The organism is Nitratireductor alexandrii, assembly GCF_004000215.1.
In the GTDB taxonomy this organism is placed as follows: domain Bacteria; phylum Pseudomonadota; class Alphaproteobacteria; order Rhizobiales; family Rhizobiaceae; genus Mangrovimarina; species Mangrovimarina alexandrii.
In genome coordinates, this window is record NZ_RBVY01000002.1 from 1 (window position 1) to 12,063 (window position 12,063).

Below are 12,063 nucleotides of genomic sequence, written 5' to 3' on the forward strand. Positions count from 1 at the left end.
GACGATGCGCTGTCGGGTGAAGGCTACATGCCCGACGTCGTCGCCAAGATCGGCATCTCGCAGGGCTGGGGCGCTGTCTGGGTGAAGGTCGCTTACGACGAGAGCTTCGACGGTACGGTTCCGACCCTTACGGGTCTGGCTCCGTTCGCCGGCACCAACAGCGGCGGCTTCGGCGCTCAGCTTGGCGCGCAGATCAACATCCCGAACATGCCGGGCTCCTCGCTCCGCGCGTTCGTGTTCTACGCTGATGGCGCGCACGCCTACAATGTCGGCTCGCCGAGCGCGATCTTCGGCCCGACCGCCGAAAGCTACTACGGCGGTTCCGAGTGGAGCGTGCTGGTTTCCTACAACCATCAGTTCTCCTCGACCCTCGGCGCCTCGGTGGCGTTCCAGTGGTGGAACGACCTGTACTACGCGGGTTCGGACCTGCTCTCCGGTGCTGATGCCTGGGGTGCTGAGTTCTCGTTGGTCTGGTTCCCGGTTTCGGACTTCGAAGTCCGCGCCGAGATCCACTACGACGACGTTGGTGCCTTCAACTTCCCGGCCACCCCGGCTCCGCTGGATCCGGACGGCACGGTTTCGGGCTACCTGCGCTTCACGCGCTACTTCTAATCGGCTGATCGGCTGATTTGAGGAAAACCCGGCGGGCAACCGCCGGGTTTTTCGCGTTCGGATCGGAGAAAACGACAGCGGTCGGGCATCGCCGGCGCGCCCATCCGCCGGTAACGGGCAGGCAACGGGCCGCAGCGTTGACGCCCGGGCACAACCGCCGCGCGGGACTGAAGACTTCGGACGGAAGACCCGTCCGCCGGCTTGCACCGACCGACTTCCGCCTCCCGTCCCTTAACCCCCTAACCCCCTAACCCCTGTCTCATCGGCCCGTGCGGCTTGCGCCGCGACCCCTGTCTTGTCCCGTATTTCCGGCCGGATCGCGCCCTCGCGGCGCGCAAGCGGGTCCGCCCGAAGAACGTCCGGGACGGTTGCCGTCTCACGCCGCGTGGACGCAAAAAGCGGGAGCCGGCTTCACGCCAGGATCGCCCCGGACCGCGAAATCTGGTCGCGACGGCGACGAGCCGAAGCGCTCTCCTGACCTACCGACGGTCGGCCTTGGCCAGGAACGCGGCGATGCGCCGGGGCAGGTCGCCGGTCTCCAGAAGCGGCGCATGGCCTTGGCCGGCCACGGTGAGGGTCTCGATGTCGGGATGGCGCTGCGCCATCTCGGCCAGTGTTGCGGCGGAAAGCAATTTCGAATTGGCGCCGCGAATGGCAAGCACCGGGATCGCGCCGAGCCCGGCGAATTGCCGCCACAGCTCCGGCAGCGGCCGGTTCAGGTCGACGCCCGTTACCGTCTTCAAAAGCGCCGGGTCGTAGGCGGGCACCGGCGGCATGCTGTCTTCGACGTAAAGCGCGTCGACCATGCGTTCCCAGTCTCGCTCCGACAGCGCCTCGAACGACGGGCCGGCCGCCGCGCGCTGGATGGCGAGCGCGTCGGCGCGCGTTTTGGGCCGCGGCGCGCGTTCCAGATAGGCGCGGATCTGGGCCAGCCCCGCGCCGTCGATGCGCGGGCCGATATCGTTGAGGATCGCCGCTTTCATCAGGCCGGGACGCAGCGCCGCGAGCGCATGGATAATCAGTCCGCCGCGCGAGGTGCCGACGAAGGCGCCGTGCTCGATCCCGGCCGCCACCAGGCCGGCGACGACGTCCTCGGCCTCCACCAGCACGTCGTAGCGGCGCCAGTCCTTGTCCCAGGCCGACAGGCCGCGGCCGCGATAGTCGAAGGCGACGATCGGGCGGGCGCGGCCGGTTTCGCCTGCCAGGGCGAGGGCGAGCGCGTGGAAATCGCGGGCATTGCGCGTCAGTCCCGGCAGGCAGATCAGCGGCAGGAGAGCCCCGTCGCCCGGATAAAGCCGCGCATGCAGCCGCAATCCGTCCGAAGCGGTGAAGAAAAAGCTCCGCCAGGCGGCGTCCTGCGTCACAAATGGCTCCTCTGGCGTCCGCATCGCGCTTGCGCGGCTGTTGACCGACGGGCCGTTCCGCCGACTTGGCGTCGCGATCCATCTCTTTGTTGAAACACGGTCTTTTTCGCAAAAGGCCGATCTAAATGTGCCCTGTCACGCTCTACCGGGCGCCGCCGGCAAGGTCAAACGCACAACCTGTTCTTCGCCCGTGCGCAATCAGGGCGATTGCCGCGGTCTGCGCCCGGTTCGTGCTCAGCGCCCGCGTGTCAGGTCCTTTTCGATGTCGACACGGCCGGTCAGCTGCATCTTGTAGACCTGATAGTTTTCCATCACGCGCTGCACATAGTTGCGCGTCTCCGTGTAGGGGATGCGCTCGATCCAGTCGATCACGGTCTCGATGTCGGCGCCGCGCGGGTCGCCATAGCGCGTCGCCCATTCGGCGGCGCGGCGCGGCCCGGCATTGTAACCGGCGAAGGTCAGCACGTAGGACCCGTCGAACCGCGCCAGCTGCTCGTCGAGGAAGGCCGCGCCCAGCGTGGCGTTGTAGCCGGCGTCGCTGGTCAGCCGCGCCGCCGAGTAGGCAAGCCCGGTCTTGCGCGCCATGTCCTTGGCGGTCCCGGGCAAAAGCTGCAGCAGCCCGCGCGCGCCGGCGCCCGAGATCGCGGCGACGTTGAATTCGCTTTCCTGGCGCGCCACCGCGTAGGCAAGGGCCTTGCCGGCCTCCGCGACGTCGGCGGAAGGCGGGATAGCCCCAAGCGGATAGGCGAGCGCGCCTGTATCGATGCCGCGCGCGGCGGCGATCTTGCTGATCTTAAGGGCCAGGAAATGATTGCCGCGGCCTTGCGCCCTGGCCGCCAGCAGCGCGATCTCGCCGGGGCTGGTCAAGTCGTCGGCCAGGCCGCGATACAAAATCTCCGCGCGCCGGCCCTGGCCGATGCGTTCCAGCCTGTCGATCGCGGCCACGATGTCGCGGCCCGCGAAACGGCCGCGGTCGGCCGCATTCGGCTCCGGATAGCCGGCCGCGATCGTGGTTTGCCCCAGCCTGGCGGCGGCGAGCTGGCCGTAAAAGGCGGTGCCGTGGACGGCCGCGCGCCGGTATTCCTGCATCGCCTCGCCCGGACCGCCGGCCTCCGCCGTGCGCGCGAGCCAGTAATGCGCGCGCGCCAGCGAGATCGGTCCCGACGAAACCGCGGCGATACGCGCGAAATGGGCCGCCGCCTTTTTGGCGTCGCCGAGCCCGCGCAGCGCGTACCAGCCGGCGTGAAACTCCGCATCGGCGATCGCCGCCGCGCTCTCGGCGCTGTGGTCGGCGGCGACCTTGTAGGCAGTTTCGGCCGCGCCGCTATCCAGCAATTCCCGCGACAAGACCCGCCGCTCGACCCACCAGGCGTCGGGGTCGATCCGTTGCTCGCCCGCTCTCGGCGGGTCGGCGAGCACGCGCGCGGCCTCGACGAACCGACCCTGTCGCCTGAGATATTTCGCTTTGGCGTGGTGATAGCCGGCCTCGCGCTGCGCTGCCGGCACGGCCTCGAGCAGGGCGCCGGCATTGTCGCGGTTGCGGATTACCGCTCCCCAGGCCGCAACGAGCGCCTCGACGCCGGCCAGCGCGGCCACGCGCTCGGCCGAGCGGATGCGGTCCTCATAGAGCATGCGCTCGGCGCGGTAGCGGTGGTCGGCGGCCGGCAGGAATGATCCGAAGGCGCGCAGGAAGGCCGTTTCCTGGCGCGCATTGAGCTTGGTGCGGCGCCAGAACGGGCTCAGCAAAGCGCGCGCCTCCTGGTCGCGGCCGAGCGCGCGCAGCGCCTTGCCGAGCAGCATCGTGCCCTCGAAGGTCTGCGGCGGGGTGGCGGAAAAGGCGTCGGCCACCACCTGCGGTTCGGGATCGTCGGCGGCAAGGCGGCGTTCGCTATCGCGGCGCAGCGCCTCCAGCCCCGGCCAGTCGGGCGGGGTTTGGGCTGTGGCGGCACTCTCGCCGCCGGCAAGCGCGATCGCCCAGGCCAGGATCTTGCGGTCGAGCGCGTCGGCCGGCAGCGCGTCGCGCCGCGCCCGCGCCCCGTCGACATCACCGGCGGAAAGCGCATCGAGGCCGTCCTTGAGCAGGGCCAGTCTTTCGCTGTCGGCCGCCGGTTCGCGGTCGCGCCCCGGCACCCGCGCCGCGACCGAGCCCGTCGTCAGCTCTTTGTCGACATCGACGGCCGGGCCGGGCGCGTCCACCAGCGCCACCACGAGCAGCGCCGGCAGCACGATCAACAGCGCCGCCAACCCGATCCTGCCCGCCGTCGTCTTCGCCTTCATTGCTGTTGTCCGCCTCCGTGGGAGCCCGTGTCCATGGCCCTGTCGCCGTCACTATGGCGTGTGCCGGTGAAAACGGCGTAAACGACCGGTTAACGCGCGGTACGGGCCTGATCAGCGTGAATCTTGTCGGCTGCTCGTGGCAAGACTATGGTGCGCGGCTGCGCAATCGGTTATTGAGCGGGGCGGGCGCGTGCGTGCCCCTTTTCGTCAGGATTTTGGGAAGAAAACATGTTCAGAGGCTCGCTTACCGCGCTCGTCACCCCGTTCGCATCCGACGGGAGTTTTGACGAGAAAGCGTTCCGCGCCTTTGTCGAGTGGCAGATCGCCGAGGGCTCCAACGGGCTTGTCCCGGTCGGCACGACCGGTGAATCGCCCACGCTCACCCATGACGAGCATCGCCAAGTGATCAAGGTCTGCGTCGAGGTCGCCGCCGGTCGCGTGCCGGTGATTGCCGGTGCCGGCTCCAACAACACCGCCGAGGCCGTCGGCCTGGTCGACTATGCCGAAAGCGTGGGCGCCGACGGCGTGCTTGTGGTGACACCGTATTACAACAAGCCCAACCAGCGCGGGCTTTACGGGCATTTTGCCGCCGTGGCGCGCGCCACCAAGCTGCCGATCTTTATCTACAACATCCCGCCGCGCTCGGTCATCGACATGCTGCCGGAGACCATGGGGCGGCTGGCGCGGGATTTCGCCAACATCGCCGGCGTCAAGGATGCGACCGGCAAGGTCGAGCGTGTGAGCGAGCAGCGCGCGACCTGCGGCGCCGATTTCATCCAGCTTTCGGGCGAGGACGCCTCCGCGCTCGGCTTCAACGCCCATGGCGGGGTTGGTTGCATCTCCGTCACCTCCAACGTCGCGCCGCGCCTGTGCGCGGAGTTCCAGGAAGCCTCGCTGAACGGCGACCGGGACCGGGCGATCGACCTGCAAGACCGGCTGATGCCGCTGCACCGGGCGCTGTTCGTGGAGCCCAACCCGGCCGGCGCCAAATACGCGCTGTCGCGTCTCGGGCGCATCGGCGGCGGCGTGCGGCTGCCGATGATGGCGGTCGAAGCCGCCACCGCCGAACGCATCGACGCGGCCATGAAACATGCCGGGCTGATGAACTGACGCGCGTCGCGCGCAGCGTAAACGATGGCCCAGGACAAGAAATCCAACTCCAAGACGGTTGCCGAAAACCGTAAGGCCCGCTTCTCCTACGAGGTGCTGGACACGATCGAGGCCGGCCTGGTGCTGACCGGCACCGAGGTCAAGTCGTTGCGCGAGGGCCACGCCAATATCGCCGAAGCCTATGCCTCGGCCGAGGACGGCGAAATCTGGCTGATCAATGCGCACGTGCCTGAATATCTGCAGGGCAACCGCTTCAATCACGAGCCGCGCCGGCGTCGCAAGCTTTTGCTCAACAAGCGCGAAATGGCCCGGCTTGCGCGGGCGGTCGAACGCGAGGGCATGACCATGGTGCCGTTGAAGATCTACTTCAACGAGCGCGGTCGCGCCAAGCTGCTGCTGGCGATCGCGCGCGGCAAGAAGCTGCACGACAAGCGCGAGACGTCCAAGGCGCGTGACTGGAACCGCGAAAAAGCGCGGCTTTTGAAGGAGCGCGGCTGACCGGCAATCCCCGCGCCCAGGCAGGGCCGGCGCTTATTCGGCGGCGTGTCGCCGCGCGCGCACATGCTCCGCAAGCTTGGCGAACACGTCGACGAACATCGCTTCCGTCAGCCGGCCGGTATTGGTGTTGTAGCGTGAGCAGTGGTAGCTGGAAAAAAGCCTGATCCGGCCGGCGTCGAACGCCGCGCCATGGGCAAAGGGGGCATCCTTGATCTTCAGGCCGAGCGCGCGCACCGTCGACTGGTGCGCGATCGAGCCCAGAGTGAGGATGGCCTCGAGCCGGGGCAGGGCCTCGATGGTCGGCACCAGGAAACGCCTGCAGGTGTTGATCTCGGCGCCGACCGGCTTGTTTTCCGGCGGTACGCATCGCACCGCGTTGGTGATCGCGGTTTCCACCAGTTCCAGACTGTCGTCGGGGCGCGCCTCGAATGTGCCGCGCGCCAGCCCGAACCGCTTCAGCGTGGCGTAGAGCAGGTCGCCGGCATAGTCGCCGGTGAAGGGGCGGCCGGTGCGGTTGGCGCCGCGCAGTCCCGGGGCCAGCCCGACGATCAGCACGCGCACGGTTTCACCGCCTCGCGGCGGCAGGAAGGACGGCACCGGCGCATTGTGCCAGTCGGGCTCGCGCGTCCGCCAATCGGCGAGAAAGCCGTGCAGGCGGGGGCACAGCGCGCAATCGCTGGGCGGCTCGACCGCCCGCACGGGGTCGGACATCATGGCTGGCTTCAATCGTCGTCGCCGTGGTCGTCGTCGTCATCGTCGACGTCGGTATTTTCGACGCGGCGCGCCGGGCGCTCGCTGGGGTCGCGGCCGACATCGCCCTTCAGCGTCATCAGATCGATGAAGTAATCGGCCTGGCGGCGCAAATCGTCTGAGATCATCGGCGGCTGCGAGGCCATGGTGGAGACCACGCTGACCTTGCGGCCGCGCCGTTGCAGGGCTTCGACGAGGGTGCGGAAATCGCCGTCGCCGGAGAAGATCACGTAATGGTCGACGACATCGGCGAGCTCGAGCGCGTCGATGGTCAGTTCGATGTCCATATTGCCCTTGATCTTGCGCCGCCCGCTGGAATCGGTGAACTCCTTGGCCGGTTTGGTAACCACCTTGTAGCCGTTGTAGTCGAGCCAGTCGATCAACGGCCTGATCGAGGAATATTCCTGGTCCTCCACCAGCGCGGTGTAGTAATAGGCGCGCAGCAGATAGCCGCGTTTGTGAAAGCTGGCGAGAAGCTTGCGATAATCGATGTCGAAGCCGAGCGCCCGCGATGTCGCGTAGAGGTTAGCGCCGTCTATGAACAGCGCGATCTTTTCGCGTGGATCGAACATGGCAAAGTCCTTTGTCGGTAACGGACAGGTCGGGCAATGGTCGCGACGTGCAAAATTCGGCGTCGGGCGGCAATGCGAATAGAATTGCCATAAAACGACCCAAAGGGAAACAGCGTCTGTTCGCGAAACTGCGGCGCCGCGCACCCGACGCCCGCGGCAGGCGGCGTGCGCAAAGGCAGCGTCCCGGTCGCGGCGCCGATGCCGTATCCGCCCGCGCCGAATACCGCCGGCACGGGGTCGTTACAGTATCGACATCACCTGCTCGGCGCTCATCAGATCGGCATATTTCTGGCCGATATCGAACAGATTGGCCGCGTGCGGTTCCAGCGCCCGGTCGCCGACGCAGTCCGACACCACGACCGCGCGGATATTGTTGCTCATCGCGTCGATCGCGCTGGCGCGCACGCAGCCGCTGGTGGTGCAGCCCACCATGACCAGCGAATCGATGCCGCGATAGGCAAGTTGCGCCGCAAGCGTGGTGTCGAAGAAGGCCGAGGCCTGGGTCTTGCGGATGATCGTTTCGCCCGTCCGCGGTGCGAGATCATCCACCACCTGGCTCGCCGCCGCGGTTTCCGTAAGCTCACGCAGTCGTGGAACCTTTTCGCACCACAAGCCGGCGTCGCTGCCGTCCTGGGCATAGACGATGCGGGTGAAGATGACCGGTACCGCGCGCGCCCTTGCATGGGCGAGCAGCGGAACGGTCGCCTTGACGGCGGCATCGATATTGCCGCCGCCGAGGATTTCGGAATCGTTGAAGCCGTTGACGAAGTCGATGACGAGCAGGGCCGGCGTGTCGCCGAGGCCCGTCGCCTGGCCGAAGCTCTGCTGGGCGTAGATGTCGGTGTTGGTCATGGTCGCGATGTCCTGGCTTGCCGATCAGGTCGAGATCATCTTTTTCTCGATGCCGACGCCCTTTTCCATGGCGCGCTGATATTCGAGCGGTACGGTCGCCGAATCCTGCAGCGCGATGCCGGTCGAATCGAAAATCGTGATCTCGTCGTCGGACGTCCTTCCCGCCTTGCGTCCGGTGACCACCTCGCCGATTTCGCCGGCGATGTCGGCCTCGGTGATCAGACCTTCGGAAAGCGGCACGTTGATCTCGCCGTCGGTGCGGCACTGGCGGATGTCGTCGACGAAGATCCGCGCCCGGGTCAGCAGCCTGCCCTCGAGCTCCTGGTCGCCGGTCTTGTCGGCGCCGACCGCTGCGATGTGGGTGCCGGGCGACACCCAGTCGGCCTTGATGATCGGCGTACGCGCAGGCGTCAGCGTGACGACCACGTCGGCCCCGCGCACGACCTCTTCCGGATCGGTGGAGGTGCGGATGGTGAAGCCGTCATATTTGGGCTGCTGTTCGCGCACGAAGCGGTCCAGCGTCGCCTGGCTGCGGCTCCAAACTCGCACGTCCGACCAGTCGAACACCTCGTTGCAGGTGGCAAGCGCGCCTTCGGCCATATGCCCGGCGCCGACGATGGCGAGCGTCTTGGAATCCGGGCGCGCCATCCATTTGGCCGACACCGCGCCGGCCGAGCCGGTGCGCATCACCGTATGGTAGGAGCCGTCGACGATCGCCAGCGGAAAGCCGGTTTCCGGTTCGGTATAGATCAGGATCGAAAACACCGTCGGCAGATTGTAGCGCTCGCGGTTCTGCTCGCGGATCGACACCCATTTGCAGGCCGCCGCGTGCGGTTCCTCGATATAGGACGGCATCGCCTCCCACTCGCCGGCGAACCGGTCGAGCACGATATGGCCCTTGGGATCCATGTAGAAGCGGCCTTCGCCATGCATGCGATAGGCCTGTTCCACGCATTGATTGTATTCGGCCGGGCTCAAAAGCCCGATCATCTCGCTGCGGCCCAAAATCAGCGTCTTGCGGTTGGCCCAATTTTCCATCTTCGCCTCCACGATCGTCACGATGTCACTCATGATCGCCGATGGGGCCGAAGCATCCGCGTCCGCTCCAATCAGGTCGCAAACTTGACGATGCGTCAATGGCCGGCGCGATTTTTGCGCCCGGCGCGCGCCGGCCGGGCGGTCTCCAGCGCGCAGTCGATGAAGCCGCGCACGCCGGCCGCGCGGTCGATGCGCCGCCGCACAAGCACCGTTTCGATGTGAAAGGCGGGATCGGCGATCGGCCGCGACACGATCGTCGTGCCGGTCAGTCCGGTCAGTTGGCGCGGATAGACGGTGATGCCGAATCCGGCCGCGACCAGGCCCAGCAGCGCCATCGTGCTGGAGGCTTCCTGGCGCGGCGTCACCGGAACGCCGGCGCGTGCGAATTTTTCGCCGAGATGGTGTCGATAGGCCTCCCACTCGGCCATGTCGCCCAAAAGCAGGTCCTCGCCGGCGAGGTCGCACGGCGCGACGGAACGTCTGGCCGACAGCGGGTGGCCCCGCGGCATGAACACATGCAGCGGGTCCGAGGCCAGTTGCCGGCTGTCGAAATCGGAGTGTTCGAACGGGCCGATCATGAAGCCGAGATCGATCTCGCCCTCCGACAGGGCGATCTTCTGTTCCTGCGTGGGCAGGTAGCGCAGGGCAAGCTCGACGGCGGGGTTCGCGGCGCGGAAGCGCGTGACCACGCGCGGCATCAGCTCGATGGCGGCAAACGCCATATAGGCGACTCGCAACAGGCCGGTCTTGCCCTGCGCCACGCGCCGCGCCGTCGCCACGGCACGGTCGTATCCCGCCAGCAGCGGCGCGCCGGCTTCGTAGAAACTGCGGCCGGCCGGCGTCAGCACCACCTCGCGCGTGGTCCGCTCGAAAAGCTGGAATCCGAGCTGGCGCTCCAGCTTGGCGATCCGCCGGCTGAGCGCCGACTGGTCGATACCCAGCCGTTCGGCCGTGCGCCGGAAGCTGAGTTCCTCCGCCGCGATCAGAAAGGAGTGTGCGAGCTCGAGCCCGGGATGCTGGTCCATCATGTCTGCCGGTAGGAACAATTGATGCACAATGTGCATTAATAATGGCATCATTGCCAATTCCGCATGCATAACGCTGCCGCGATACTCTCCCGAGCGGTTTTGGCCGCGATCGACCAAGGGAGCGCCATGATGGACCAGCTTGACGACAGGAAACTCGAAGAAATGCTGCGTGCCGCCTTCGAGGCGTCGACGCGCATCTACCAGGAGCGCGGTTTTCAACGTCGCATCGGCTTCGGCCGGCGCCCGGCGCTCGTCAGCGTCGACCTGGCCAACGCCTGGACCCGGCCCGGCAATCCCTTCACCTGCGACCAGCTTGCCATGGACGCGGAAATCATCCCCGGCATGCAAAAGCTGCTGGCGGCCTGCCGCGCCAACGGTCATCCGGTCATCCATGTGACGACGGCCTACGAGATCACCGACCGCGACGCCCCCTTCACCGATATGGGCTTGTGGCACTGCAAGATCCCGATCGAGGTGGTGTCGACGACCGACACGGAGCTGTGGGCGATCGATTCGCGCATCGCCCCGGTCGACGGCGAGCACACTTTGCTCAAGAAGCGCGCCAGCGCCTTCCACGGCACGCCGCTCGCCGGTATTTTGCGGGCGGCGGGCGTCGACACCATCCTGGTCACGGGCGTCACGGCCACGGCCTGCGTGCGCACCACCATCTGCGACGGGCTGGCGGAGGGGTTCCGCACCATCGCCGTGCGCGACTGCATCGGCGACCGCGTGCCCGGCGCGGTGGCGTGGAACCTCTACGACATCGACGCCAAGTTCGCCGACGTACACTCGGCCGACGAATGCGTGGCCTATCTGGAAACGGTCGATGGCGCCCGCGTGGCGGCCGAATGAGTTGTGTCGCCCGGCGTCCGCCTCACACGATGCTGCGGTAATTCGCGCCGACGCGCTGGCTGGTTTCCACGAACCGCTTCATGGCCGCCGTCAGATTGGAGCGTCGCCAGGCGAGGTGGGTTTCCACCTCGGTCGGCGTGTCGGTGGCGATCGGGCGCACCGTCAGCACCTCCGGGCCGCAAAAGCTCGGCATGCCGCAAAATACGGTCATGCCGACGCCGGCGGTGACCAGGCCGAGAATGCCGGTCAGGCTGGAGGCCTCCTGGCCGACCGTCAGCACCTGGCCGTGGTTCTGAAACATGTCGACGACGATGCGGCGGAAGGTCGGCCACTCGGCGTTGGTGCCCAGGATCAGCGCCTCGCGGGCGAGGTCGGCCACCGTCAACGCCTCCTTGGCGGCCAGAGGATGGCCGGGCGGCAAAAGCGCGACCAGCGAATGGCGCGCGACCGCGCGCGACTCGATCTCCGAACTCAAAAACGAGCCCTCGATAAAGCCCAGATCGATCTCGTCCTGCAAAATCCGGTCGCGCTGGACCGGCGAGGTCAGATAGGTGAGCTCGAGGCGCACTTCGGGGTTTTCGAGCCGGAACTCGCGGGCGATCTTCGGCACCAGCGAGTGGCCGGTAATCGTCGTGTAGCCGATGCGCAGGATCGCCTTGGTGCCGGAGGCAAGCAGCCGCACCGTGCTTTCGGCAACGTCCAGGCGGTCGAGAACATCCTGGGCTTCCTCCAGCAGATAACGCCCGGTTTCCGTCAGCATCACCTTGCGGGTGGTGCGTTCCAAAAGCTTCACGCCGAGCCGGTCTTCGAGCTCCTGAACCAGCCGGCTGACCGCGGGTTGCGCCATGCCCAGACGTTCCGCGGCACGGTGGAAATTCAGCTCTTCGGCCACGGCCACAAAGGTGGACAGATGCTTCAGATCATAGTGCACTTTGATAACGCCATCGTATCAATCATTGCGAAATCATTATTTAACATGCAGATTTTCGATGTCTACTATCCGATCAATCAATCAAAGAGCGGCCGCAGAGGTCGCCGAGGCGAACAACTCAATGGGGGCGTTTTTTTTCGAATGCCACGAATCCGTGCCGTATCGGGCGCCGCGATAAT

The 12,063-nt window shown here is 66.7% G+C and carries 12 protein-coding genes; 4 read left to right on the plus strand and 8 right to left on the minus strand.

Annotated elements, in window-relative coordinates; all coding sequences use genetic code 11:
* Window positions 1-612, plus strand: a 612-nt coding sequence (locus EP380_RS03710) for a porin (protein ID WP_164749752.1), incomplete at its 5' end; no start/stop codon positions are given.
* Between the two features lie 479 nt (window positions 613-1,091).
* Here the strand turns inward: EP380_RS03710 and EP380_RS03715 are convergent.
* Together EP380_RS03715 and EP380_RS03720 are read right to left on the minus strand one after the other, a co-directional pair.
* Window positions 1,092-1,976, minus strand: a complete 885-nt coding sequence (locus EP380_RS03715) for an alpha/beta fold hydrolase (RefSeq protein ID WP_238719707.1) — start codon at window positions 1,974-1,976, stop codon at window positions 1,092-1,094.
* A 234-nt stretch (window positions 1,977-2,210) separates the two neighbouring features.
* The gene (locus EP380_RS03720; protein ID WP_127596803.1) at window positions 2,211-4,253 is read right to left on the minus strand and encodes a lytic transglycosylase domain-containing protein; all 2,043 of its coding nucleotides are present in this window, start codon (window positions 4,251-4,253) and stop codon (window positions 2,211-2,213) included.
* A 228-nt stretch (window positions 4,254-4,481) separates the two neighbouring features.
* On the opposite strand from EP380_RS03720, the gene dapA reads away from it, so the two are divergent.
* Both dapA and smpB read left to right on the plus strand, forming a co-directional pair.
* On the plus strand, window positions 4,482-5,363 hold the full coding sequence (dapA, locus tag EP380_RS03725) for a 4-hydroxy-tetrahydrodipicolinate synthase (RefSeq protein ID WP_127596805.1): 882 nt from the start codon (window positions 4,482-4,484) through the stop codon (window positions 5,361-5,363).
* 24 nt (window positions 5,364-5,387) lie between these two features.
* Entirely contained in the window at window positions 5,388-5,861 is a 474-nt protein-coding gene (smpB, locus tag EP380_RS03730; protein ID WP_106573389.1) for an SsrA-binding protein SmpB, read from the plus strand.
* Window positions 5,862-5,894: 33 nt separating this feature from the next.
* On the opposite strand, the gene EP380_RS03735 is transcribed toward smpB, so the two are convergent.
* From EP380_RS03735 to EP380_RS03755, 5 genes are all read right to left on the minus strand, one after another.
* Window positions 5,895-6,575, minus strand: coding sequence for a uracil-DNA glycosylase (locus tag EP380_RS03735; protein ID WP_420845834.1), 681 nt, complete (start codon window positions 6,573-6,575; stop codon window positions 5,895-5,897).
* 8 nt (window positions 6,576-6,583) lie between these two features.
* A complete protein-coding gene (locus EP380_RS03740) occupies window positions 6,584-7,183 on the minus strand; it encodes a LabA-like NYN domain-containing protein (protein WP_106573388.1) in 600 nt (199 codons plus the stop codon).
* Between the two features lie 240 nt (window positions 7,184-7,423).
* A complete protein-coding gene (locus tag EP380_RS03745) occupies window positions 7,424-8,035 on the minus strand; it encodes an isochorismatase family protein (RefSeq protein WP_127596807.1) in 612 nt (203 codons plus the stop codon).
* Between the two features lie 24 nt (window positions 8,036-8,059).
* Complete coding sequence (locus EP380_RS03750) at window positions 8,060-9,106, minus strand: ornithine cyclodeaminase family protein (protein WP_127596809.1); 1,047 nt, start codon at window positions 9,104-9,106, stop codon at window positions 8,060-8,062.
* 62 nt (window positions 9,107-9,168) lie between these two features.
* Window positions 9,169-10,152 (minus strand): LysR family transcriptional regulator, encoded by a 984-nt coding sequence (locus EP380_RS03755; protein WP_238719708.1) that lies wholly within the window; start codon window positions 10,150-10,152, stop codon window positions 9,169-9,171.
* Between the two features lie 75 nt (window positions 10,153-10,227).
* Here EP380_RS03755 and EP380_RS03760 point away from each other — a divergent pair, with 75 nt between their 5' ends.
* The gene (locus tag EP380_RS03760) at window positions 10,228-10,953 is read left to right on the plus strand and encodes an isochorismatase family protein (protein WP_238719709.1); all 726 of its coding nucleotides are present in this window, start codon (window positions 10,228-10,230) and stop codon (window positions 10,951-10,953) included.
* 22 nt (window positions 10,954-10,975) lie between these two features.
* Here the strand turns inward: EP380_RS03760 and EP380_RS03765 are convergent, their stop codons facing one another.
* Complete coding sequence (locus EP380_RS03765) at window positions 10,976-11,884, minus strand: LysR substrate-binding domain-containing protein (protein ID WP_106573384.1); 909 nt, start codon at window positions 11,882-11,884, stop codon at window positions 10,976-10,978.
* Between the last annotated feature and the right edge of the window lie 179 nt (window positions 11,885-12,063).

Excerpts from the sequence above, each read along its gene's own strand:
- EP380_RS03755 (WP_238719708.1), bottom strand. The coding sequence starts at position 10,152 with ATGATGCCATTATTAATGCACATTGTGCATCAATTGTTCCTACCGGCA.
- smpB (WP_106573389.1), top strand. The coding sequence starts at position 5,388 with ATGGCCCAGGACAAGAAATCCAACTCCAAGACGGTTGCCGAAAACCGT.
- EP380_RS03740 (WP_106573388.1), bottom strand. The coding sequence starts at position 7,183 with ATGTTCGATCCACGCGAAAAGATCGCGCTGTTCATAGACGGCGCTAAC.
- EP380_RS03760 (WP_238719709.1), top strand. The coding sequence starts at position 10,228 with ATGATGGACCAGCTTGACGACAGGAAACTCGAAGAAATGCTGCGTGCC.
- dapA (WP_127596805.1), top strand. The coding sequence starts at position 4,482 with ATGTTCAGAGGCTCGCTTACCGCGCTCGTCACCCCGTTCGCATCCGAC.
- EP380_RS03735 (WP_420845834.1), bottom strand. The coding sequence starts at position 6,575 with ATGATGTCCGACCCCGTGCGGGCGGTCGAGCCGCCCAGCGATTGCGCG.
- EP380_RS03750 (WP_127596809.1), bottom strand. The coding sequence starts at position 9,106 with ATGAGTGACATCGTGACGATCGTGGAGGCGAAGATGGAAAATTGGGCC.
- EP380_RS03745 (WP_127596807.1), bottom strand. The coding sequence starts at position 8,035 with ATGACCAACACCGACATCTACGCCCAGCAGAGCTTCGGCCAGGCGACG.
- EP380_RS03720 (WP_127596803.1), bottom strand. The coding sequence starts at position 4,253 with ATGAAGGCGAAGACGACGGCGGGCAGGATCGGGTTGGCGGCGCTGTTG.